Source organism: Arthrobacter sp. NPDC057013, assembly GCF_042674585.1.
Lineage (GTDB): Bacteria > Actinomycetota > Actinomycetes > Actinomycetales > Micrococcaceae > Arthrobacter.
On the sequence record NZ_JBHUSE010000019.1, the window covers coordinates 47,194 to 69,505 of the forward strand.

The 22,312-nt window shown below is 63.6% G+C and carries 24 protein-coding genes and 1 pseudogene; 11 read left to right on the forward strand and 14 right to left on the reverse strand.

The window, feature by feature from the left end:
* Window positions 1-480: 480 nt before the first annotated feature.
* A complete protein-coding gene (locus ACFTSA_RS19435) occupies window positions 481-762 on the reverse strand; it encodes a hypothetical protein (protein ID WP_377953369.1) in 282 nt (93 codons plus the stop codon).
* A gap of 613 nt (window positions 763-1,375) precedes the next feature.
* On the opposite strand from ACFTSA_RS19435, the gene ACFTSA_RS19440 reads away from it, so the two are divergent.
* The 4 genes from ACFTSA_RS19440 (at window position 1,376) to ACFTSA_RS19455 (ending at window position 4,577) form a co-directional block, all read left to right on the forward strand.
* Complete coding sequence (locus ACFTSA_RS19440; RefSeq protein ID WP_377953371.1) at window positions 1,376-2,446, forward strand: IS110 family transposase; 1,071 nt, start codon at window positions 1,376-1,378, stop codon at window positions 2,444-2,446.
* Between the two features lie 17 nt (window positions 2,447-2,463).
* A complete protein-coding gene (locus tag ACFTSA_RS19445) occupies window positions 2,464-2,658 on the forward strand; it encodes a hypothetical protein (protein WP_377953373.1) in 195 nt (64 codons plus the stop codon).
* 157 nt (window positions 2,659-2,815) lie between these two features.
* Window positions 2,816-3,076: a hypothetical protein gene (locus ACFTSA_RS19450; RefSeq protein WP_377953375.1), complete on the forward strand. Its 261-nt coding sequence runs from the start codon at window positions 2,816-2,818 to the stop codon at window positions 3,074-3,076.
* 34 nt (window positions 3,077-3,110) lie between these two features.
* Entirely contained in the window at window positions 3,111-4,577 is a 1,467-nt protein-coding gene (locus ACFTSA_RS19455; RefSeq protein ID WP_377953377.1) for an aminotransferase class I/II-fold pyridoxal phosphate-dependent enzyme, read from the forward strand.
* A gap of 352 nt (window positions 4,578-4,929) precedes the next feature.
* Here ACFTSA_RS19455 and ACFTSA_RS19460 read toward each other — a convergent pair.
* Window positions 4,930-5,220: pseudogene (locus ACFTSA_RS19460) on the reverse strand (recombinase family protein); the annotation flags it as partial.
* A 78-nt stretch (window positions 5,221-5,298) separates the two neighbouring features.
* Between ACFTSA_RS19460 and ACFTSA_RS19465 the strand changes: the two are divergent.
* On the forward strand, window positions 5,299-5,445 hold the full coding sequence (locus ACFTSA_RS19465) for a lmo0937 family membrane protein (protein ID WP_377923045.1): 147 nt from the start codon (window positions 5,299-5,301) through the stop codon (window positions 5,443-5,445).
* A gap of 302 nt (window positions 5,446-5,747) precedes the next feature.
* A complete protein-coding gene (locus ACFTSA_RS19470) occupies window positions 5,748-6,020 on the forward strand; it encodes a hypothetical protein (protein ID WP_377953380.1) in 273 nt (90 codons plus the stop codon).
* A gap of 188 nt (window positions 6,021-6,208) precedes the next feature.
* Here the strand turns inward: ACFTSA_RS19470 and ACFTSA_RS19475 are convergent, their stop codons facing one another.
* Entirely contained in the window at window positions 6,209-6,643 is a 435-nt protein-coding gene (locus tag ACFTSA_RS19475) for a hypothetical protein (RefSeq protein ID WP_377953382.1), read from the reverse strand.
* Window positions 6,643-6,897, reverse strand: a complete 255-nt coding sequence (locus tag ACFTSA_RS19480) for a hypothetical protein (protein WP_377953384.1) — start codon at window positions 6,895-6,897, stop codon at window positions 6,643-6,645. Before ACFTSA_RS19480 ends, ACFTSA_RS19475 begins: the two co-directional genes overlap by 1 nt.
* Window positions 6,898-7,112: 215 nt before the next feature.
* Between ACFTSA_RS19480 and ACFTSA_RS19485 the strand changes: the two genes are divergently transcribed.
* Together ACFTSA_RS19485 and ACFTSA_RS19490 are read left to right on the forward strand one after the other, a co-directional pair.
* A complete protein-coding gene (locus ACFTSA_RS19485) occupies window positions 7,113-7,793 on the forward strand; it encodes a TetR/AcrR family transcriptional regulator C-terminal domain-containing protein (protein WP_377953385.1) in 681 nt (226 codons plus the stop codon).
* A gap of 158 nt (window positions 7,794-7,951) precedes the next feature.
* On the forward strand, window positions 7,952-8,602 hold the full coding sequence (locus tag ACFTSA_RS19490) for a plasmid pRiA4b ORF-3 family protein (RefSeq protein ID WP_377953386.1): 651 nt from the start codon (window positions 7,952-7,954) through the stop codon (window positions 8,600-8,602).
* 31 nt (window positions 8,603-8,633) lie between these two features.
* Here the strand turns inward: ACFTSA_RS19490 and ACFTSA_RS19495 are convergent, their stop codons facing one another.
* The 3 genes from ACFTSA_RS19495 to ACFTSA_RS19505 form a co-directional block, all read right to left on the reverse strand.
* The gene (locus tag ACFTSA_RS19495) at window positions 8,634-8,894 is read right to left on the reverse strand and encodes a type II toxin-antitoxin system RelE/ParE family toxin (RefSeq protein ID WP_241710900.1); all 261 of its coding nucleotides are present in this window, start codon (window positions 8,892-8,894) and stop codon (window positions 8,634-8,636) included.
* Complete coding sequence (locus tag ACFTSA_RS19500) at window positions 8,891-9,157, reverse strand: type II toxin-antitoxin system Phd/YefM family antitoxin (protein ID WP_377953388.1); 267 nt, start codon at window positions 9,155-9,157, stop codon at window positions 8,891-8,893. The genes ACFTSA_RS19495 and ACFTSA_RS19500 overlap by 4 nt, the downstream gene beginning before the upstream one ends.
* A 409-nt stretch (window positions 9,158-9,566) precedes the next feature.
* The gene (locus tag ACFTSA_RS19505; protein ID WP_377953389.1) at window positions 9,567-9,956 is read right to left on the reverse strand and encodes a RidA family protein; all 390 of its coding nucleotides are present in this window, start codon (window positions 9,954-9,956) and stop codon (window positions 9,567-9,569) included.
* Window positions 9,957-10,176: 220 nt separating this feature from the next.
* Between ACFTSA_RS19505 and ACFTSA_RS19510 the strand changes: the two genes are divergently transcribed.
* Both ACFTSA_RS19510 and ACFTSA_RS19515 read left to right on the forward strand, forming a co-directional pair.
* A complete protein-coding gene (locus ACFTSA_RS19510; protein WP_377953390.1) occupies window positions 10,177-10,677 on the forward strand; it encodes an MFS transporter in 501 nt (166 codons plus the stop codon).
* 622 nt (window positions 10,678-11,299) lie between these two features.
* A complete protein-coding gene (locus tag ACFTSA_RS19515) occupies window positions 11,300-12,145 on the forward strand; it encodes an enoyl-CoA hydratase/isomerase family protein (protein WP_377953392.1) in 846 nt (281 codons plus the stop codon).
* Window positions 12,146-13,661: 1,516 nt separating this feature from the next.
* Here the strand turns inward: ACFTSA_RS19515 and ACFTSA_RS19520 are convergent.
* Window positions 13,662-15,350 (reverse strand): FAD-dependent oxidoreductase, encoded by a 1,689-nt coding sequence (locus tag ACFTSA_RS19520; protein ID WP_377953393.1) that lies wholly within the window; start codon window positions 15,348-15,350, stop codon window positions 13,662-13,664.
* Here ACFTSA_RS19520 and ACFTSA_RS19525 point away from each other — a divergent pair.
* Window positions 15,331-15,897, forward strand: a complete 567-nt coding sequence (locus tag ACFTSA_RS19525; protein ID WP_377953395.1) for a helix-turn-helix domain-containing protein — start codon at window positions 15,331-15,333, stop codon at window positions 15,895-15,897. The two genes, ACFTSA_RS19520 and ACFTSA_RS19525, sit on opposite strands and share 20 nt — an antisense overlap.
* 246 nt (window positions 15,898-16,143) lie before the next feature.
* Here the strand turns inward: ACFTSA_RS19525 and ACFTSA_RS19530 are convergent, their stop codons facing one another.
* From ACFTSA_RS19530 to ACFTSA_RS19555, 6 genes are all read right to left on the reverse strand, one after another.
* Complete coding sequence (locus ACFTSA_RS19530; protein WP_377953397.1) at window positions 16,144-16,956, reverse strand: DeoR/GlpR family DNA-binding transcription regulator; 813 nt, start codon at window positions 16,954-16,956, stop codon at window positions 16,144-16,146.
* A 329-nt stretch (window positions 16,957-17,285) separates the two neighbouring features.
* The gene (locus ACFTSA_RS19535) at window positions 17,286-18,086 is read right to left on the reverse strand and encodes an SDR family NAD(P)-dependent oxidoreductase (protein WP_377953398.1); all 801 of its coding nucleotides are present in this window, start codon (window positions 18,084-18,086) and stop codon (window positions 17,286-17,288) included.
* A gap of 156 nt (window positions 18,087-18,242) precedes the next feature.
* Window positions 18,243-19,055, reverse strand: coding sequence for a sugar phosphate isomerase/epimerase family protein (locus ACFTSA_RS19540; protein WP_377953399.1), 813 nt, complete (start codon window positions 19,053-19,055; stop codon window positions 18,243-18,245).
* Window positions 19,056-19,226: 171 nt separating this feature from the next.
* Window positions 19,227-20,645 (reverse strand): MFS transporter, encoded by a 1,419-nt coding sequence (locus ACFTSA_RS19545; protein ID WP_377953400.1) that lies wholly within the window; start codon window positions 20,643-20,645, stop codon window positions 19,227-19,229.
* 345 nt (window positions 20,646-20,990) lie between these two features.
* Window positions 20,991-21,539: an AAA family ATPase gene (locus ACFTSA_RS19550; protein WP_377953402.1), complete on the reverse strand. Its 549-nt coding sequence runs from the start codon at window positions 21,537-21,539 to the stop codon at window positions 20,991-20,993.
* The gene (locus tag ACFTSA_RS19555; RefSeq protein ID WP_377953404.1) at window positions 21,536-22,183 is read right to left on the reverse strand and encodes a bifunctional 4-hydroxy-2-oxoglutarate aldolase/2-dehydro-3-deoxy-phosphogluconate aldolase; all 648 of its coding nucleotides are present in this window, start codon (window positions 22,181-22,183) and stop codon (window positions 21,536-21,538) included. Before ACFTSA_RS19555 ends, ACFTSA_RS19550 begins: the two co-directional genes overlap by 4 nt.
* Window positions 22,184-22,312 lie beyond the last annotated feature (129 nt).

Consider the following 22,312-nt stretch of genomic DNA (forward strand, 5'->3'; position numbering starts at 1 on the left):
CGTGCGGGAGCTGGGGAGCTCGCCGTGGGGGATGTGATTGAGGCCTGGCATGAGGGACGACGTTACAACCGCGGGAAAGTACTCCAAACAATTCCGTCCATGGGAATGTTCTGGATCCTGGACGCCGGCAGCGGAACCCGGAAACTGGTGGACTTCGAAGCCCTGCTCATCCGGCGTGTCCCGGAACAGCACACCCAGAACGCGCCGTTTGTGGCCTGACCTATGCCAGGGGCACGGAAGTGCGGCTGAACTGTACTATTTGGGGATCCTCGTCACCAAAGGACCTCGGGGAGCTCAGGCCGAAGCGGACTGGCGGGGTACCGGTTTCCGGCCGGGTGCGAGGACCTGGTTTTGTCTGATGTAGGGCCGTGGCGGTTCCGCATTCAACGTGGTCTGGAGAATCCGTCAGATGGACTCGGCTCCCGGGCCGTGCAGGGACTCGCGGGAATCCTATGCCCCTCCAAAAGTGCTGCCCCGGCATCACTGGACGGGCCCCGACGCCTCGGGGAGGATGGCGGCACCGGGGTAGGTAAAGCGATCCGCCGCATCTAACACTTCCAGTGCAGTCATGTGTGCGGCAGAGGCCACGTCCTTGATAGTGGCTCCGTGGTTTACCGCCCTCGCGACGGCAACTTGCAGCTCGGGAGCCGAGTGCTCGTGCTCGAAATCCAGGGCCGCGCTTCGTGTGGCAACCTCTTGGACTGCCCTGATGTCCTCAACAGTCACCGGTCCGGCTGCAGGGGGCGGTTGATTGCCTCGCATGATGTCTCCTCCGGCGCCGCGCCGTGTAGAAATGGGGCGCTGCCAGGGTCCAGGGCAACAGTGCAATGCTAGGCGAGGCCCTTGAACTTGAACAGGCCTGAACTGATACGCCACGTGCTACAGACGCAGAGTCCCATCAATGATTTGCGTCGCCGTGTCGTGGAGGTTTTAGTTGTCGCGTGCGTACGTGCGCAACCCCCAGCAGAGAAGCCACAGGCTTGGGTAAAGTCAGGAGAGCCAACCAGGCTGCCAATTCCTTCATGCACGGGGTTCTCGCAGCTGCTTCAATACCCGCTACCTTAACGCCTGTGAGGATTGGGGTGGCTGGTCTGGGATTGGCTGGCAGAGTAGGCGCAGGCTGTTCCACCCGGCGGTCGTGACTCATTAAACGCTTGGCCCCGTCCCAGGGTGTCCTGTTATCGACATGTCCGTCTGCTGGGTGGGCGGCCGGCACCTGCCCGGCCCACCTCGGTGACTTGATCAGAAGATTGTCCGCCCCCGTGCGGGGCGTGGCTCGTCACAGTGCTGTTCCGAAGTGACCTCTACCCGGGCTGGTACCGGCCCGTAACGGCCTGACCATTGTCCGCGAAATGAGGAAGGTGCCAGAACCGCTATGACTATCGTTGCGCATTGCCATCCGTTTGTCGTGGGTGTCGACACCCACGCCCGGAAGCACGTCTTCGCCATCATCGCCGCGGCAAACGGCGAACGGATCGACAACCGGGATTTCCCAACGACTGGTGCCGGGATCAACCGCGCCATTGCTTGGGTCGCGCGTCGCACCGAAGCCGATCTGGCCACTCTATGGGTGATCGAGGGCGCCGCTTCCTATGGTGCCGTGTTGGCCGGTGCTGTCGCAGCTGCCGGTTACCAGGTCGCCGAAGCCACCCGCATGGACGCGCTGCCGCGTCGTGGGATTGGCAAATCGGATCCGCTGGACGCGCACCGAATCGCTTCTGCCGTCCTTGCCTTGGAAGAGGATAAGTTGCGCCGGCCACGGCTGAACGAAGGCGTCCGCGCGGCCTTGCGGGTCCTAGTCAGTGCGCGTCATTCAATGACCACCGACCGGACCAGGACCGTGAACGCGTTGACCGCCCTGCTCCGGACGAATGATTTGGGTTTCGATGCGCGCAGCTCGTTGACCGGGAGCCAGATACTTGAGGTGTCCCGGTGGCGGGCCCGTGAAGAACCTCTTGCAGTGTCGGTAGCCCGCTCCGAAGCCGTCAGACTGGCCAAGCGCATCGGTGACCTTGACGCTGAAATCAAGGCAAACGGCTCCCGGATCACCGAACTGGTTGAGGTAAGCGAAGCCGCGCCGCTGCTGCAGGAAGCCGGCTTCGGACCAGTCACGACAGCCATTTGTCTCACCGCTTGGTCTCATCAGGGCCGAGTACGTTCCGAGGCAGCTTTCGCCTCCCTGGCCGGAGTCAACCCCATTCCCGCTTCATCCGGAAATACCGTCCGTCATCGGCTCAACCGCGGCGGCGACAGGACTCTCAATAAAGCACTGCACATGATTGCTCTAACAAGGATGGCATTCGATCCAGAAACCATCGCATACGTAGCAAAACGGAAGGCAGAAGGTCTAACCAAAAAGGAGATCCGTCGGTGCGTGAAACGGTACCTCGCCCGACGGATCTACCGCACCCTCAATGCCAACTGCCTCAAGCCATCGCTACGTTGACAACCATAGAAGAGTCTGTGAAACGAAAGGGCGAGCGGCACGGTTCGGCTGTGGCTGGAGCGTTGATGACCTACCCGGGCTTTGTGCTGATCGGCGACGTGCGACCCGTTCCTTCTGCGGCCCTGATGAACACCGGGCCGGGTCAAGTCTTCCATCAGGGGTGGTTGGCGAAGTACGCGCGTTTGCTGCGGCAGCAGGACCTGTCGCGTTGAGAGGGTGCCGGCCTGGCCGCCTACTTCAGGCGCAACAGATGGACCTGAGTCCATGCTGAATGTGTTCTCCCAGCTTCGTGCCCTACCATGGCCTAGGAATCCTAAGTTTGCTTAGCAGTTGGGCGGCTTAGTGGCGATACTGAGCGGAGAAGACTGCATGAGCAAGGCCGAAACTGCCAGGCTGCCCAGGAATGATGACCAAACCGGGCGCAGCGGCAGGCAGAAGTCCCTCCTGCGCCGCTTTGCGGCATTTCTGGGTCCCTGGATGGTGACCGGGGCAGCGGACGACGGTCCGTCGGGAATTGCACCTGTTCCAAGGCGGGCGCCACCTTCTCCAACGGCCCCCGGCTGGTTCACGGCCGCCGTCATGGTGGTGGCCGGCAGCATCGGCGTCTGGACAACCCTGACCGGGTCCTGAGGTTACCCATCGCTCCAACGAAAGGAAGAACGACGTGGATCACAACGAGGCTCCCCTCCTGGAGGCGCTGGACCGGTACCACGAGGTGGACCGCTACGGCTTCACCCCGCCAGCCCACCGGCAGGGGCGCGGCGCGGACCCCCGGGTCCGGCGCATCCTGGGCGCCGACACCTTCCGCTCGGACGTCCTGGCGTCGGGTGGTCTGGATGACCGCTCCTCCTCCGGCGCATACTTGAAGAAGGCCGAGCAGCTGATGGCGGATGCCGTCGGCGCCGAACAGGCGTTCTTCTCCACCTGCGGCAGCTCCCTCTCCGTTAAGGCGGCCGTCCTGGCCGTTGCGGCGGGCAAAGGCGACCTGCTGGTGAGCAGGGACGCCCACAAGTCCATCACCGCCGGGCTGGTGTTTTCCGGGATCCAGCCACGGTGGATCCGGCCCAACTGGGACTCCAAACTGCACCTGGCACACCCGCCGTCGGCCGGGGACGTGGAAGAGATGTGGGAACGGTACCCGGACGCAGCCGGTGCCCTCATCGTCAGCCCCACCCCCTACGGCACCTGCGCTGACATCGCGGCAATCGCAGAGGTGTGCCACAAACGGGGAAAGCCCCTCATCGTTGACGAGGCGTGGGGCGCCCACCTGCCCTTCCACGCGGACCTTCCCACCTGGGCGATGAGTGCCGGCGCGGACGTCTGCGTCGTCTCGGTACACAAGATGGGCGCCGGCTTTGAGCAGGGTTCTGTCTACCACCTCCAGGGGGACCTGGTGGATGCCGCCCACCTGTCCGAGTGCGCGGACCTCCTGATGACCACCAGCCCCAACGTCATCCTGTACTCGGCCATGGACGGCTGGCGCCGGCAAATGGTCCAGCACGGGACCGAGCTCCTGGACAACGCCCTGGGCCTGGCCCGGAGGCTGCGCCGGGACATCGAGGACCTCCCAGGGATCCATGTGCTTGAGGACGAGCTCCTGGCTGCCGAGTCCTCGCACGATTTAGACCGCCTCCAAGTGTTGATGGACGTCTCGGGGCTCGGCATCAGCGGCTACCAGGCCGCCGACTGGCTGCGGGAAAACCGCCACGTTGACATGGGACTGAGCGACCACCGCCGCATCATGGCCACCCTGTCGATGGCCGATGACGACGCCACAGCCCAGCGGCTCCTTGACGCCCTAGAAGCTCTCATCGAGGCCGCTCCGGCGCTTCCGGCCCCTGCCCCGGTGGACCTACCCGCGCCCTCGGGTCTGGAACTGGAAACCGTAATGCTTCCACGCGACGCCTTCTTCGGCCCGCGGGAAGATGTTCCGGTCAAGGAAGCGGCAGGCCGCATCGCAGCCGAGCAAATCACCCCCTACCCACCAGGCATTCCGGTGATCCTGCCGGGGGAGCGGATCAGTGAGGCCGTCATCGAGTACCTGGAGTCCGGCCTGAAGGCGGGCATGGTCCTGCCCGACCCCGCAAACCCGTCGCTGGACACCATCCGGGTGGTCCGGGAGCAGCAGTGAGCCGGAGTCCGGCGGACGGCGGTGTGCAGTGCACGGCATGCCCCACCTGCCGCCATACCTCACCGCAACCGCCGACTACCAAAAGCAATTCCGCTGCTTGAGGGACTGCTGGCCGGCGCGCATATGGTGACCATGGCCTGCCGGTGAAGCTCCGCGGCATCCCGCAGTGCGAAACGCGGCTGATGCGCGGTCCCGCTGGCGCCGGGAAAGTTCTGCCCCTATCCGGAGTAGGGCGAAGCTGAGGTGCTGGCGCGCTTCGGCCGGGTGGCCACGGGGGAGACCCGTTCGGCGTTCCCACGCGGGCAGCGCTCGATCCCGAACGGCGGATCGATCGGAGTGGTGGGAGAGGGGCTCAGGAAAGTTTGGCTTGGCGAAGGTGCTGGTACACCGTTTCCCGGCTGATTCCGTAGTCGCTGGCCAGGGCTGATTTTGGGACGCCGCTAGCCGCCCGCTGGACCAGTTCGGCCGCCGGTTCCGGAGTGAGAGTTTTCTTCCGCCCGTGGTCGGCGCCTCGCTGCTTGGCCAGGGCGATGCCTTCCCGCTGCCGTTCCCTGATCAGGGACCTTTCGAACTCCGCAAAGGCGCCCATGACGGAGAGCATGAGGTTGGCCGTGGGGGAGTCCTCCCCGGTGAACACCACGCGGCAATACTAAGCATGGTTAGTATTGGGCCGTAAGTGATTCAATGCGCGAAGTCGCGCAAACCCGCAAAGGAGACTCTCATGTTGCTTTGGATAGCCATCATTATCGCGGTTCTGTGGCTTCTTGGACTGCTTGCCAACGTTGGCGGTGGACTCATTCACATCCTTTTGGTCGTCGCGGTGGGCGTCCTGATCTTCCACTTCCTCCGCGGCAGATCACGCGTTTAGTACCCGGCCATTGGTCCGTTACCGGTAAAGGTGGCAGCCGCCACCCTTCCCGCGCGGCCAACGGGCAGGGTCAGTGAGGGCCTACCGGAACGGGTGACCTGGTTCAGTAGGAGCTGGGCGGAGAGCGGCCGGCGTGCTTCAGCCGGGTGCTCTCCGCCCAGTCACGCGGGCGTGGGTGCTGCTATTCGGCGAGTTTCGCGACGGAGTGCGCACAGAGGAAGAGGAGCTGGCCGCTGACGCATTTGCGCGTCGAGTACTGTTGCGGGCCGGGCGGACTTTCCTCGCGCCGTGTCCGTTTCGTCGTGCCGTCACAACGCAACAGCTATCAGCCCATTGCGGACGCCATGGTCAAGAACAACGAAGTCCCGGCATTCGAGAAGGTCGCGACGCGCCATCAGTCCCGCAAAGACGCCTGGCTGCGACGAAACGCAGTCACGGCACCCGTGGACCTCTCGGAACCCGTCGTGGACACGCTGTTAGCGGTGATCGCCCGGTCATGGAAAGCCCGCGGACACGGCCCATCCTGGGGTGAAGCCCCTGTTGTCGGCGCAGCAGCCGGCCAAGGAGCGAATTGAGGGATCCGTTAGTTGAGGTGATGATTTATCGAATTGTGCAAACACGTCTGCACAATTCGGTGTCTCCCGCCCGGGCCCTCCTGTTCTCATGGACCGGATCGCGGCCACGGGGTGATGTGCGGCCAGCAGGCAACAGCGCGGCGGGGTCCATCACGCGGGACTTGGCTCAACGCGGCTTACGGTTGGGGTTAGTGGGGTGGTTCCATCTGGAAGCGGCACCGGCAGCGCAGGACGCGGGTTTGAAGGTAGGCGCCCAGGAAGTCGCCCGGGCCGGGTTGGGTGCTGACGGGTCGTTGCAGTTGGCGGCGTACAGGGTCCATCGGGGCCATCGGTTCTCCGCAGTGGATGTAGTCCCTGCCCAGGTGAACGACGGCCTCGTCCGAGGGGGTGGAGCGGGACAGGACGGGGGCGAGGCATTCTGGCGTGGTGGCCAGCACGCGTGAACCGCGGCGGGAGGAGCAGGTGACAGCGACTGCCAGGGAACCGCTGAGCTGGTCCAGGACGGTGACGGATTCGGCGAGCAGGTACTGGTCGGTGCCGCATGTGGTGCACCAAGGGCGCAGGCCGCAGGGCTGTTCCCGGTCGGCAGGGTAGTAGGTGCCGGACGGGAGCATCTCCCGCATCAGACCAGCGTGGGGTAGCTGGAGAGGTAGTAGTCCGCGGCGGCTGGCCCCGTCATGCGCAGGCTGTTGTGGTCGGCATCGATCCGTTGCTGTATGCCTCTCCAGAAGGACTTTTCGCCGCGGGGCCGGGCATGGGTCACCGTGCACCAGCTGATGTAGAGCCCGTAGAGCGGGTCGCGTCCGAGCGTGCCCTCTGAATCCGGGTCGATGATGGTGGCGTCGTGAAGGAACTGGTCGAACTGTGAAACGGCCATGGCTGGCTCTCTTCGTTCCGGTGCATTGCAGGGCCGCCATGAGACTACAGCAGCCGGGCTTCGGCGCTCTGCACGTGGCGCTGAAGCTGTTCACCGGACCGCCGCTACACGGCCGGCCGGGCTCACACCCGTTCTCTACATTGTAGACTGTGAGTGTAGAGAACGTAAGAGGCGCCGTCCCGCGGTGCTGCCCGCGCGAGGGGAAGGATGCCGCCATGGGGAACGGCAACGCTGCCGGCCGGAAACCCCGGCTCAGCCGCGAAACTGTGCTTTCCGCTGCCCTGGAGCTGGTGGACGAGGAGGGGCTCGAAGCGCTCACCATGCGCCGGCTCGGGCAGAGGCTGGGCCGTGACCCGATGGGCCTGTACCGTTACGCCGAGAACCGGGCCGCGCTCCTGGACGGGCTGACCGAACTCGTCCTGGACCAGCTGGCTGTCCCGGAGGGCATGGACTGGCAGGCCACCCTGCGCGGCGTCGCGCACGACCTACGCCGGCTCGCGCTCCGGCACCCGCACGTCGTGCCGCTGCTGGTGACCCGGCCGCTGTCCACCCCGCTGGGCCTGCGCCCGCCTGGAACGGTCAGGCCGCTGGAGCAGATTCTCGGGCTGCTGATCGGCGCCGGGTTCACGCCCGCGGATGCCCTGCACGTCTACCGGGCCTACCATGCCTTCCTCTACGGTCACCTGCTCAACGAACTCCAGGAATTCGTAGTTGACCCGGACGAAACTGAAGCGGTCCTGCGCCTGGGCCTGCACCACCTCCCGGCCAAGCAGTTCCCGCAGCTGCGGGCACTGGCCCCGGTGCTGGCCGACTATGACGGGGCCGAGGAACTGGACCAGGGGCTGGGCATTCTCCTCTCCGGGCTCGCCGCGCGGCTCCCATCCAGGGCGGGGTAGCCGCCTGCGGGAGTTCAAGGACCTGGTTCGAGCCCTTTACCGACTCACACGTTCCGGACTCCGTCCACTGACACCCCGGCCCGGCCTTCGGTCAGGCAGGGTGCCCTGGAGACCGGGGCGTGGCGTTGTGTCGGCCGCCCGGTTGAGAGAATGCCTGTATGGAAGACCCTGCAGCGGCGACGGCGGACGCCGCGAACTCGCTTCTGGAGATCCGGGTACGTCTGCCCGAATGCGATCCCGAGATCTGGCGCCTGCTGGAGCTGGCCGGTTCGTTGTCGTTGGGGCAGGTCCACGAGGTCCTGCAGGCCGCGTTCGGGTGGGAGGATACACACCTGCACCGGTTTACCGCCGGCGATCCCTTCGCGCGCCTGGACCCGGTTGACGGGGAAATCATCGAGCCCCCGCAGTGGCTTCCCGCAGAATGGTGCGAGGAACCTACCGACCTGGCCGAGGAGGACTGCTCCCCGGACCAGCTCCTGGCCGCCGGGGCCGGGGGCGCGTTCTACGAGTACGACTTCGGGGACAGCTGGCTTCACCGGCTTGAGGTGGTGACCCGCCGTCCCCGGAATGACACCAATCCGCCGGCGCGACTGGTTGATGGCGCCAGGCGCGGCGCGCTGGAAGATTCGGGTGGTTTCCCGGGGTATGGGGAGATCCTGGACGTCCTCGCCGATCCTTCCCACCCCGATCACGCCGACGTGGCGGACTGGGTCGCCGAGGTCACCGGCACCGGCGACCCGTACGATCCCGACGTCCTGGACGTCGCTGCGGTGAACCGGGCCCTTGACGCCTGCTTCAGGGCAGCCTGAGGAGGCTCGGCGTGCCGGTGTTGGCCCTCGCCTAGTGCTGGTAGATGTCCCGGCGATGGCCCATGGCGACAACCAGGACGATCAGCTCGGCGTCCCGGATTTCGTAGATGATCCGGTAATCCCCGGTGCGGACGCGCCAGTCGCCGCTGCTGCCGGCGAGCTTCTTCGCCCCCGGCGGCCGCGGTGTTTCGGCGAGGAGTTCGATGGCGGCCTGGATCCGCCGGCGGGCGTCGGGCGGGAGCTTGCGCAACTGCCGCAGCGCCGCCGGCGCGACCTGCACGGCATAGCTCACGCCAGGCCCAGCTCCGCCTTGACTTCCTCCCAGGGCACCGGACCCTCGCCGGTGTCGGCCATTTCGGTGCGCGCCGCGTTCGCTGCCCGGAGGTCGTCCAGGTCTTCGGCGGCCTCAATCAGCGTGGCGAGATCCTCGGCGTCGATCAGCGCCGCGACGCGGCGTCCGCGCCGCAGCAGGTACACCGGTTCGTGGCTCACCCGGGCGGTATCGACCGCCTCCGAGAGCCGGCTCCGCGCATCCGTCACAGTCATCTCGCTCATCACCCAACCTTACGCCGGAAGCGCCGAAATGTACATGACCGCTAAAAGTGACGAAAACGCCGGTAATCCATGTTATGTAAAGTAAAGCACTGCGTATTGCATCAGATGCCCTCACTTCTCGGTTCGCACACTCGCTGCTGGCAACCTTGACACGCGGGAGCCGTTGGCAGGAGCCCGCTCCCAACCTAGACGCGCGGGCCCGGTCGGGACTCACCCTGCCTGGGATCTCAGCCCCAGGTTGTGTGTTCGCCGCTGAGCGAGTGCCGTCCAATCAATCCATGCCTCAATCGGGTTCCACGTTTAGCTCCTGGAGGAAATCGGGATCGGAAGAGGGGCCAGTGGCAAGTCAACCCGTCCAGACTGCAGCTGTCGCCAGCTACCCCTGCACTCGCATCGCGCCGGCCTCGCCTCAGCTGCCGTGCCCGGCCACCGCTTGGATCTCGATCTTGGCGCCGAAGGGAAGGGCGCCGGCCTGGAAGGTGAACCGGGCCGGAGCTGTGGACAGGTCCGGGAATTGCTGCCGCCACCACGCATTCAGACCGTTGTAATCGGCCATGTCAGCCACGACGCACTGTACGTACAGGATCTCCTCGACCGCGAAACCTGCGGCGCGGGCGATCATCGTGACGTTGTGCCAGGCCAGTGCGGTCTCCTCCTCGAAGGATCCCTCGCGGTATTTTCCGTCAGGATCCAGGGCGGGCATGCCGCTGATGAAGCAGACACCATTTGCTTCGCTGGCCAGGCTGAACGGGAAGCCTTCGGGTAGTTCCGACCCGGAAGTCGTGCGGATGATGGCCATTGAGGTCCCCTGACGATGGAGAAGGGCTCAGAGCTGATGGTGAAGCATACCGCACTAAGGGTTGCATCCGCCCGGCGTCGAAAGTCACGGGAATAGACCGCTGAAGTGTGCAGAAGCCAGGCCCTGACCGGAATGCACCCGGGTTGACCCAAGGCACCCGCAGGCGCGGGTGTTTACTGGGAGTGTGGGCTCCCGACCGGTGACACGTACGCAGAGGCTTGTGCTGTGGATCGCGATTCTCGCCTCGTTTGTGTCGTTTCTCGACAGCAGCGTCACTAACGTTGCGCTGCCGGCTATTTCCCATGAACTGAGTGACGGCATTACTACCCAGCAGTGGGTGGTCGATGCCTACCTGATCATCTTGGGTTCGCTGATCCTGGTCGCAGGTTCGCTCTCTGATCTGCTGGGGCGCGGTGTGGTTCTCCACGCAGGCCTGATCGGATTCGGTGCCACGTCAGTGATGTTTGCGCTGGCACCCACGGCATGGGTGCTGATCTTGGCAAGGGCCCTTCAGAGTGTTGCTGGAGCCCTTCTGGTACCCAGTTACCTAGCCCTCATCATGTCAAACTTTGAGGAAAAACCCCGCGCAAAGGCGATCGGGCAGTGGACAGCCGGGACAACTGTGGCATTCATCGCGGGTCCTTTGCTCGGCGGTGTGCTCGTCGATTCGGTGGGCTGGCGCTGGGTCTTTGGAATCAACGTTCTGCCCGTAGCTGTGTAGCTGTGACCTTGTACCTGCTAGCCGTGCTGCGGGCCATGAATGTTCGCGAGGAGGGCATGGCCATCGACTACCCGGGTGCCGTGCTCTGTGTGCTCGGGTTGGCGGGGCCGGTCTACGCGCTGATCAACAAGGCAACTATGGCTGGGGGAAGCCCCGTCCTTCAGATGCCCTTCGTCACCGGCGTCCTGTGCCCAGCCGGGTTCATTTGGCGAAAAGACCGCACGGCAACCGCTCCTGCCGCTCAGCCTCTTCTCGGTTCGGTTTCCGCACAGCAGGTCGGCGTGGAGACGCCGGCCTGGAGGAGTGGTCTCAAAAGCCGGCCCAATGCAGGAGGAGCCGGGGAGTCCGGTCGTACTGCTCCTTGAGGACGTCATCGATCGACGTCTGACCTACCAAGGGGCAAGGAGCACCCGGCCTATTGGCCACTCTTGCCCACCAAATGGATTACTGGCATGATCTGCGTCAATTGCGAGTCGGATTGGCTGGATTGCACCCACTACGGAGTCAAGATGAGCATGGTTGGATCGAGAGACGCGCAGGAGTCCGGAAAGTCCGATTACCCGGCCGAAGGTGCGGCCAACACCCACGCATACCTCGCGGAGGACCACAGGACGTTCCGCGCGTGAGCACCTCCATGACACCGGGGGCCTGGACCTTCGAGACCATCACCGTGCAGAGAGATGGACCGGTCCTGTTCGCCGAGATCCTCGCCCCACCCATGAACCTCCTGGGTCCGGAGCTGGTTCGCGATCTCGTTTCGCTGATCCAGCGAGCGGAAGCAGACGCGGCTTGCAGGGTGCTGGTGTTCAAGAGCGGCGACCCTGACTACTTCATCTCGCATGTCGACCTGACGCGAATCCCGGAGTACCGGCAAGAAGCGGCGAAGCTGACTGGCGTCCCTTCGATTGCGCTCCTGTTCCGCTACCTTAGCGCAAGTCGCCTCGTCACCATCGCGCAAATCGAGGGTCGCGTACGGTCTGGAGGCAGCGAGTTCGTGCTGGCGTGCGACCTGCGCTTCGCCGCGCTCGAGTCCGCCGTCTTCGGCCAGTTCGAGTCGGCGTTCGGTCAAATCCCCGGCGGCGGCGCAACCCAGTACCTCGCACGGCTCATGGGGCGCGCACGCGCCCTCGAAGTCCTGTTAAGCGCCGAGGATTACCCCGCAGACCTCGCCGAACGCTACGGCTGGATCAATCGAGCCCTGCCCGCTAATGCGCTCGGCGCGTTTGTTCGGGCCCTCGCCGAGCGAATCGCGCAATTTCCTGCCGCTGGCGTCCTCGCGATTAAAGACCGCATCAACGCGATCACCCTCGCGCCGGCCGAGGACTTCCGTCGAGATTCCGATCTCTTCGGCGAGGAGGTGCGCAACGCCGAGACGCAACACCGCATCAACACCGCCATGCACCATGGTCTGCAGACCCGACACGCCGAAATGGAGTTCGCCAACATCATCGACGGTCTAGCGACGTAATCCACCCCCCACCATGTCGGCGAGACCATGTCGACTCATCCGAGTGTTCGCCTGGAGCCCAGCACGGCCAACTGGACCCTGTACGGGTCAAAGCGCTAGACGCAGCACTGCCAGGATGGTCCACCGGCAGGAAACCGGCCGCCAACACGCATAGCCCGAGCCCAACTATGGCCCACGTCCAGTGGACCGCCTGTTCCGCGTCTCCAGGACTGCGCAGTGGTATGCCTACCTCAGCTACAGGAACGCGCCCAGGCCCGCCGAAGTCGCCGATGGGGTGCTTCTCCCCCGTGTTTTCGCGGATTTAGGACGCCGATAACCGGGATTCCGTCAAGCAGGGGAGCGCGCTCTTTTGGCTATCCCATGCCCCGTGGGGAGAGGTCCAGGTCATGCCCTCTTCTATCGTGTGGCCCATGAGATGTTCGAAGGAGGCGCAACACTATGACGCTCGTTAAATCCCAGCCTGCGGCTTGGCTGGCACGTGCGTGCCCCGTCGAGGTCGAGCGCAGAGCCCCGGCTAACCCAGCGGAGTGTGAGGACAGAGGGATTGCCGACGCGCAATGCCGGTATTCGCTTCCGGCCGAGGGGAGGGGCGGGGGGGCGTTGCTTCTTCAAAACGGCCAAAAAAGAGGGTGTGCACAATGTGCACACCTGGGGCTTCGGATTCGGTTGTACCGGCCTCGGACTGGGCCGGATTCGGGATGTTTTCGGGGGAGTGGCGGGTTTTCAAGGGGTGGCGCCCGGTTCGAGTCCCACCTTGGGCACGTGTTTTCCCTGTTCAGGGGCTTTTTAGCCTCTGAATGTGCACATTTTGTGTTGTGAAGGGCCCCCTTTGGGGGCCTTTTTCATTGCTGGCCGGTGGTGTGGCCGGTGGCCTCCTTGCCTGGTTCTTGTGCTTGAGTGTTTGGTCTTTGGTACCTGTTCATGGGTAGCTTGGGGTCGGCCGACATGATCTTTGAACGTTCGGCGGAAATTTTCTTTTCTGCTCGACGTTGGTTGTTCGTCCCGCTCCTCCTCCTTTCGGTTGTGGTGGTCTGTTCTGCTTATTCATGGTCGGCCTGGGGTGGAACCGCATGACCTTCTGTAGTTGCGGAGCCAGCTGTCCCGTGGTGTTGTCTGTTTTTGCCTTCACGACTGTTCATGGCGGGGGCTCCGCCTGGCTGCATGACTATCAGGGATCTTGTCCCGAGCTCTTCAGGGGCTCGCCGGGAAGCCGGCATCGGATGCCACCAGAACAGGGGCAGGACGATTAATAGCTGGGTGCTCTCCCAGGGCGGGAATGTCCGGCTGTGCTGCGGCATGAACGGACCTCAGCAGATGACAGGGACGAGACTGATCGCCCATATGAACGACCATGCATGCATCGGGTATGTCAGCATAGGATCTCAGAATTCCCTGAGCCTCGTCAGAAAACGAGAATCTGAAATCTATTCTGACGGCCCTTCGGCTACGTGCCGACGTCGGGTTGGGGTGTAGCCTCGCATCACGGACGGGTAGCGCCTTTCCGGCAGCGGGTGAGTCAGCTGGTCCGGCGGGCGCGCAGCACGCGGTCGTGGGCGTGATGGGTTGAGCTCGCCGAGCCTGCCGGTCGGGGGCGCTTGTCGTTGACCTCGATGGTCCAGCCTGGCGTGGCCTTGAGCACGGCGGCGAAGTCGTCGACGTGCAGGTAGGCGTCCGGGTCGAACGGATGATGCTGGTGCTTCGGTTCTCGCATCGCTTCGAGGTCGTGGCTGAGGATGACGAGAGTGCCGTCGGGGGCGACCGCGTCGAGGACGTTATGGATGCCGCGCAGGTCGGGCGTGCGCGGGATCGACGCGTACGCCGCGGAGACGAGATCGAACCCACCTCGGGCGAACGGCTCCCGCGCGTTGGCGTCGACCAGTTCGCACGTGACCGGCAGGTCACGGCGTTCAGCTTCGGTCTGGATCCTGTGGAGAGCGCGCGAGGAGATGTCGCTCGCCGTCACCGCCCAGCCCTGCTCGGCCAGCCAGAGCGCATCGCCACCCTCACCGGCGCCGACGTCCAGCGCACGGCCGGTGGTCAGGTCGGCCACTTCCTCGACCAGCGAGCCGTTCGGGTTGCCGCTCCAGACCGGGTCGCCGGAGTAGCGGTGGTCCCAGTCGGCGACCGAGCCGGACGGGCGGGCCGCGATTTGCATGTCCTCTTCGGCGAGGCTCATCGCGACAGCGCCACCGACGCGGCTGCCGTGTGCGGCGGCCGGGAGCACCTGCTGGCCCGGGTTCGTGATGCTGCCGGCAGCGAAGATCCCGTCGACAGCAGTGGCACCCATCGCATCGACCTCGATCACGTTGCCCATGCCCGAGGCGTGCGGCGCGGGGTCCAGCCCGAGCCCGACGAACGGCTCGACACGGGCGTGGAACCGCGGCCCGACGAGCATGGCGTCGGCGTCCACGTGCGTGCCGTTGTCCAGCTGAACTCCTGTCAACCGGCCGTCGGCGTCGGTGAGGACACGCTTCGCCGTGGTGGCGACACGCACGTCAACACCTCCGGCGGCGAGGGTGTCAATGTCGGCTTCTTTGACCTCGAGCCCGTCGGCGATCAGCACGGTCAGGCGGGCGGTCAGCTGGCGCAGCAACGGGACTACGTGCAGCCCCATCGTATGGGTGACAAGCTGGACCAGCCGTTGGTCGCGCACCTCGTAACCGTCGCAGAACGGGCAATGGATCACCGCCCGCCCCCAATGTGCGGCCAGCCCCTCGACGTCGGGCAACTCATCGATCAGGCCGGTCGCGACGACGATCCGGCGGGCCACGAGACTGTCTCCGGTAGCAAGCTCGACAACGAAGCGCCCACCGTCCCGCGCCACCAGCAAAGCTCGGCCGGACAACACCTCACCCCCATAGGTTCGTACCTCCGCTCGACCTGCAGCGAGCAGCCCGGCCGGGTCAGTGCCATCTCGGCCAAGGAAGCTGTGCATGTGCGCAGCCGCCGCGTTGCGCGGCTCACCGGAGTCGACCACGATCACGGACCGACGTTGACGGCCGAGCTGCAGGGCGGCAGCGAGACCCGCGGCTGATCCGCCGATGATGGCAACGTCGCAGTGACGGACGAGGGCCAACGGGGCGGAGGTAGAGGCGCCTGATTGGCGGTGCTGATCATTCATGCTTCGAGCGTAGGACCATCTGGCGAAATCAGCTAGAATCCTTGCAGGATTCGCAAGGAGCACCATGACCTCATTCACTGACATCGAACACATCGTCCGGACACGGCTGCGCAGCCTGCGCACCACACTCGGTCTGTCCCTGGACGACCTCGCCGCCCGAACAAACCTGAGCCCGTCAACCATCAGCCGGATCGAAACCGGGAACCGCACGATCAGCCTCGACGTGCTGTTGCCGCTCGCCACCGGCCTCCAAGTCGGCCTGGATGTGCTACTGGACGTGAGCGCCGATACCGACGTGGTCATCCGGCCCACACCGAGCCGGATTGAAGGCCGGACGACCTGGGCGTTGAGCCGGCCCGACAGCAGCACAGTCGCGCTTAAGACACGGGTCGAGCCGACTGCGACCCGGCCGCAGCAGCGAGTCCACCCCGGCCACGACTGGCTCTTCGTCCTCAGCGGCCGCCTCCTGCTCCTGCTTGGCGACCGCGAGATCACCGTCGAGGCCGGCGAAGCGGCCGAGTTCGCCACCATGACCCCCCACGCGTTCATCGCGGCCGACGGGCCCGCCGAACTGTTGATGATCTTCGACCGCGACGGACAGCACGCTCATGTGCACCGCGACAAGCAGTAATCCCCGACGCGCCCACCAGGAGCTGCTCTAACGACTCAAACAAACCGTCCGTTCAACGCTGTTCGAGGACCCCGCCATCCATCAAGTGCACATTTGCACCCGCCCTGCAGGCACGGCAGCCAAGGAGCGATTCTCACATCTGGTGAGCACTGAGATCGAACCCGGATAACAGTGATTCCGTGAATTAGCTGCCGGTATCCGGCTAGGGTGTGCCTTATGTCGATAACCTATTTTGTAGGGTCGTGCCTACGAAAAGCTGCGCTTGCCCAGGCGGGCCACATGGACCGCAACACCGAGATCGCGGATGTTCTCCTGCATTTCCTGGGGGAGCTGTTCGTCAGTGACGACCGCGTCTAGTTTCTCGATTGCGGTGACCTGGAATTTCGAGACCGTTCCAAACTTTGTGCTGTCTGCCAGAAGGAAGCAGGAGGTGGAGGCTTGGAGGGCGGCGAGTTTGACTTCCACCTTGTCCATCTTGGGGGTTGTGACCCCTTGGTACATGTTCCAGGTTCCGGTGCTTAGAAAGAACAAGTCGATATTGACGCCTTTGATTGCGTCGGCCGCGATGCGTCCCTCGCTGGAACCGCTGGATGGATCTACGGCGCCCCCGGTGTGAATGACCTGGATGTGGGGGTGGGTGAAGAGGCTGGTCACCACGTGGAAGTTGTTGGTGACGACCGTGAGATTCTTGCGTGCGCCGAGGTGGGCTACCACCGACTGGCAGGTGGTGCCGGCGTCCAGGAAGACCACCATGTCGTCCTCGATGACCCGGGCAGCCAGTTGGGCAATGGCCTGCTTGCGGGGCAATTCGAGTTGGGCCCTGAACTCCCGCTGTCTGGGAAGGGCCTGGCCTGTCCATTCCGCCAGACGGACTCCGCCCTGTACCGAGACGACTTGTCCCGAATTTTCCAACGCAGCGACATCGCGCCGGACGGTCATATGGGAAACGTTCATGTAGTCGGTGAGGCTGCGGATGCTGAGCACACCTTCTCGCCGCAGGAGCCGCAGAATTTCCTGGTGGCGCTGCTCCGGGATAAGTGGTCTGGCTGTTTGATTCACGTCGGGCTCCTTTTGTGGCCCACTCTCCTACCCGGGGGCTGCTTTCGGGGTCTTTCCGGACCGTCGGCCGCGGCAACAACTCCTCAACCAACGACCACTGAGCATCAGAGCGCAACTGAAAACGCGACACGCCCCAAGACCTTCGCCCGGAACCCCCGCGTGATCAGACGCGCTCTAGGTTCATCGCGGGGCTGGGCCACCGCCGCGGCGCTAGCGAGAGGGTGCGGTTGGTATGGCGTCGCCGGTGCTGAGCGCTGCGGTGGCGGGGCCGCGCCCGTTCGGGGGCGACGTGCTACATCACATTCCGGGGGTACCCGTACAGATCGGGCTCAGGATTTGGAGCTGGGTCGACCAGGAATATGGCTAAGAATAGACTTGGAGAAGCCACCATCGACACAGATGTCTTGGCCGGTGACATAACCCGATAGCGGACTTACAAGAAATTCGATCACGTTGGCAATGTCCATAGGGTCGCCAATTCTTGCCAGCGGAATAATATCTTTCCTTGCCTTTTTGATATGGGGATCGGCGTACATTTTTTCGGTCATCCGTGTGTGAGTCATGCCCGGGGAGACCACATTTACGCGGATCCCGTCGGGTGCCCATTCCAACGCGAGTGTTTGGGCCAGCATCGTCAGTGCAGCCTTGCTGGGGCTGTAGGCGCCTGATCCGGCATGGGGTAGCTGACCGGACATGGAAGAGGTGAAACAGGCGGCGCCGTTGCTCTGCTTCAGGTGCTGGTAGCTTGCTTTTGCAAGAAGCCACGGGCCGCGGAGGTTGACGGAGAACATGTTGTCCCAGTCCTCAAGGGACACGTCACAGATGGTACCGGGGTTAGCGATGCCGGCGTTCGCTACCAGGGCGTCCAGGCCGCCGAATTCGGCTACCGCAGCCTCTACCAGTTGCGCTGGCACGTCGGGATCACCGAGATCGCCGGCCAGTGCGATGGCGGTACCGCCCATTGACTGGATTGAACGAACGACTTGGTCTTGGCTGCCGTTCGCTTCGTGTCCAGCCACGGCAATCATCGGGTGCACACCCCGGGCCAGAGCCGCCTCTGCGATTCTCACGCAGGTAGACGCGCCTATGCCGCTGCTTCCGCCACTAACCAAAGCTCTCATCGCACACATTCCTTTTACTGGTGGTTCACATGAACATCATTTTTACTACCAAAATGGTAGAAATCCTGGGGTCGTGAGACGGCTTGTTTTGCAGATCGGTTCACACGGTAAACCGGAATCGCCTTAACAAGCGCCGACTGAGGGTCGCGACCTCGAAACGCTGGACTAGGGCCGTAGATCCCAGCCCTGATTCTTGAGATCTTGCATGGCCTTATTGAATTCTTGCAGGGGGTTCTCTTCGCGAATGATCTCGAGAACAACATTATTGACACCGCATGTCGCCTCGACGGTTTTGCCCAATCCGTTCCAGTCGATCACTCCAGTGCCGATTGGATCGTGGCCCCAGGTTTCGGTGCCTGTATCGGAAATATGGACAAGTCCGATTGATTCGTGGTTGGAGAGCAAGCTGTCTACGGGATCTTCTCCGATGTAGGCGGCGTTGGCGACGTCGTACACGATCTTGACTGCATCGTCGTTGATAGTGCTTACGACCCCTGCCAGGTCCTGGATGGTAGGGGTGAAGCAGTAGGGAGTGTTTTCGAAGAGCAGGCGTGTGCCGGCCTGTTTGGCTAGTGGGATGAGATTTTCCAGGCTCTCGTACATCCACCCGTACGTCTTTTCGAGTGACGGTGAGATCATTGGACGCCTCGTGCCGGGGGAGATCACGACTTCGGCGACGTCCCACGCTGCGGCCAGGTCAATCACCGATTTGATGTGCTCGATGCTCTTACGACGCATATTGGCGGCGGGGCTGGCTAGGTTGATGTCGTATCCACCGGCGTTAAGTGACCTGATTTTGGCGCCGTATTCGTCGAGTCTTGCACGAGTTGCCGTGCGCTCGGGGCCTGATATTTCATCTGGCCAGCAATGTGGGGAGCTGACCGGAACTTCAAAAGTTTTATACCCGCTCTTGACCAATTCAGCTATCGCATCAATGGCCGTAGATGACCATAGATAGGAAAATGTGTTAATGATCATTTGGTTCACCTGAAGGTATCCTTCTGTTCTTTGCCTATGTTTATAGCGCAATGTGAATTCGGTCCTGTGGAGGGGACCGCAAGCGTAAGCCGGGCGGCTCGACAAGGCCCGGGGCGGATACGCCCCTTTTTGCCTGGTCGAGCCGCCACAGCTTCCTGGGGATCAGCGTGCCTACTGGAAACGCTTAGTGTTGTCGGTGGCGGGCGAGGTGCTTGAGACCAGGTGTTCGCCTTCAAGTACCTCAGGGTCGGCAAGGGCCACGGTGGCACGGTCACCGCGGTTGCCGGTCTCCGGCAGGGTGAAGTAGACGACGAGGCAGAGGGCGACAATGGCGATCATGTAGACCGCGACGAGCATCGGTTGTCCGGCGCCTACGAATGCGGCGGCGATCAGCGGCGCGGTGCCGCCGAAGACGGCGATCACGATCTGGTGTGCGAAGCCGATGCCAGATACCCGTACTGCAGCCGGGAAGAGTTCGGCCTGGATGGTCGGGTAGATGGACTGCCATATACCGAGGACCACCCACCCTGACGCCGATACCAGAACGTATACGCCGAAGCCTGGCTGGTTCAGCAGCAGGAGCAAGGGGTAGAAGAGCACGATCATGCCGATGGCGCCGATGATGGGGAAGATTTTGCGTCGGCCGAGGCGGTCAGAGAGCGCGCCGCAGACCGGAACAATGACCACGAGCAGGGCCAGTCCGATGACGCTGCCGGCCAGTGTGGAGGACAGGTCCCGGCCGGTGGTCAGCTTGGCGTAGGTGGGGAGGAAAGTGGCCCAGGTGTAGTAGGCGACGGCCGGGGCAGAGAGCGCTGCTGCCTGGAGCAGAGCCTTCGGGTGTTCGCGAAGCAGGTCCATCAGGCGTGCCGGCGCGGACTTTTGGTCGACGAGGGCAGTCGCCTCGAACTCAGGGGTCTCTTCTGCCCGGGCCCGCAGGATAAGGCCGACGACGCCGAGGATGCCTCCCGCGACGAACGGGATGCGCCAACCCCAGGCGGCGAGGTCGGCCGGGGTGAAGGATGAGGTCACCAGTGCCGCGGCGCCGGTGGCGGCGAGGGTCGCGAAGCCGCTTGCCATGTTGGAGAACGAGCCGAACAGGCCCCTTCGGTTCGCGGGAGCGTGTTCGACCATGAAGGCGATGGCGCTCTGCGCCTCACTGCCGGCGGAGACACCCTGGAGGATGCGTGCAACCAGGAAGAGAACCGGTGCTGCGTAGCCGATTGTCGCAAATGACGGTGTGAGGCCGATGAGCAGAGCGCCGAGGGCCATGCCGGAGATGGACAGGGTCAGGATGAGCCGCCGGCCGAAGCGGTCGGCCAGTGGAGAGATGATGATTCCGCTGAGCGGGCGCACAACGAACCCGACCGCGTAGGTGAGCAGTGCTGCGATAAGGGAGGCAAAAGGGGAATCGCTTGGGAAAATCTGTCCAGAGAACACGGCGGCGAGCAGCCCATAGATGTACCAGTCATACCACTCCACGAAGTGGCCGATCGTACCCGCCACCATATTGATGTTGCGGCGAGGGTGCTCAGACTTTTCGGGACCGGCCGAAGGGTCCGGGCGGCCGAGCGCTTCCTTTGAGGTCTTCATTGAACTCTCCATACTTTCACGTTTGCTGACGAGGGGTAATGGGTAAGCCAGGGCACTTGATGCTCGCCTGACAGCTGCTTTACCGCCTGGTCGTTGGCTCAGCAGGCTGAATGAGATCGGTTGCTGAGATCGGTTGCAACAACTGTAAGGGCGATGAAAGAGGCTTGTCAACGCCTTATTGGCACAGCGTGGCAGGTGCCCGGAAGCAGCGCCGGCCGTGCAGGGATTGCGGTGCTGTTTTGCAGGCACGCGTCTTGCCGCGGTCGGTTGGGAGCCGGCCTCAGCCCCGAGAGGGGTTGCTCATGGGGCCGGAGTGGGAGCGGACGGCTTGGTCAGGTCTGAGGCTCAAGCATCAGCCGGGAGCGGTGTTTCGTTGTTGAAGTCGAGGTACCGCACTCCGGACCACGCGCATTCCAGGTTTCCGTATAAGGACCAGTACTCGTCCCAGTGGGAAAGTTTCCATTGGTCCCGTTCCAGGCCCCGGCGGGTAAGCCGTTCCCGCAGCAGGTCCTGTGGAACCCTGACCCGCACGACCGTGGCTTCGGCAGGCGGCCAGTGAAACTTCTCTGCCGCGGCGGTCAGGAAATCGGGTACCTGGAAGTAGGCGCCGAAAGGGGCATCGATCACCACGGACCGGCCCAGGCGCAGGTTCGCCCCGGCCACGTCCATGAGAGTGTCATATTCGAGGGGCAGCAGGTTCTCGCGATAGTAGTCGTTGGATTCCCGGTCGGTGGGGTCATGTCCGGTCACTCTCAGGGCGAACTCGACAAACCGTCCGCACACCCGGTCCTTATCCAGGTACGCGGCATCGTTTTCTCTTGCTGTTTTTTGTGCAACTGTCGTTTTCCCTGAGCCGGCCGGCCCGATAACAATAAATAACGTGGGGACGCTCACCGGCGGGCCTCGGCCACTGCTGACAGGAACTCCTTGGCAGCATTGGTGACGCGGTTGAAGTCGCCGTCCGGCTGCCATGCCTTGGTCACATAGCTGCCGACGCCGACACCTACGACGCCAGCGGCAAACCATTCGCCGACGTTCTCAAGGGTCACGCCGCCTGCCGGCATGATCGGCAAATGCGCGAGCGGGGCGAGCACGGATTTGGCGTACGGGATGCCGCCGGCCTCGGTGGGGAAAAGCTTGAGGATGTCGGCACCCGCCTCCGCGGAGTTAACGAGCTCGGTGGGTGTGTACGCGCCGCTGACGGTCGGTACCTGGTACCGGTTCGCGGTACGGATCATGTCCGGGTTCAGTTGCGGACTGACCAGGAACTCCGCCCCCGCACGGATGCATTCGTAGGCCGAGTGCTCATCCAGCACCGTTCCGGCGCCAACTGCTACTCCGTTGGCCCCGTGTTTTGCGGAGAGCCTGCGGATCACATCGACGGCGCCAGGGATCGAGAGAGTGATCTCAAGCGCGCGGAAGCCTCCCGCGATGGCGGCTTCCGCAACGCGTTCCGCCACGTCAGCGTTCTCGAGGCGAACAATCAGGACGGCGCCGGATTCCTCGATGGTCTTCAGGGTGCGAAGTTTCTTGTACATGCTTGCCTTTCTTGAGCCCCGGCGCTGTGGTGGTTCTTGTGGCCGGGCTCTGTTCGAAGTGTTCGTTGACAAACTTTCCCACTATCCATAGTGTTATTGCAACCGATCTCAGCAACCGATCTCATACAA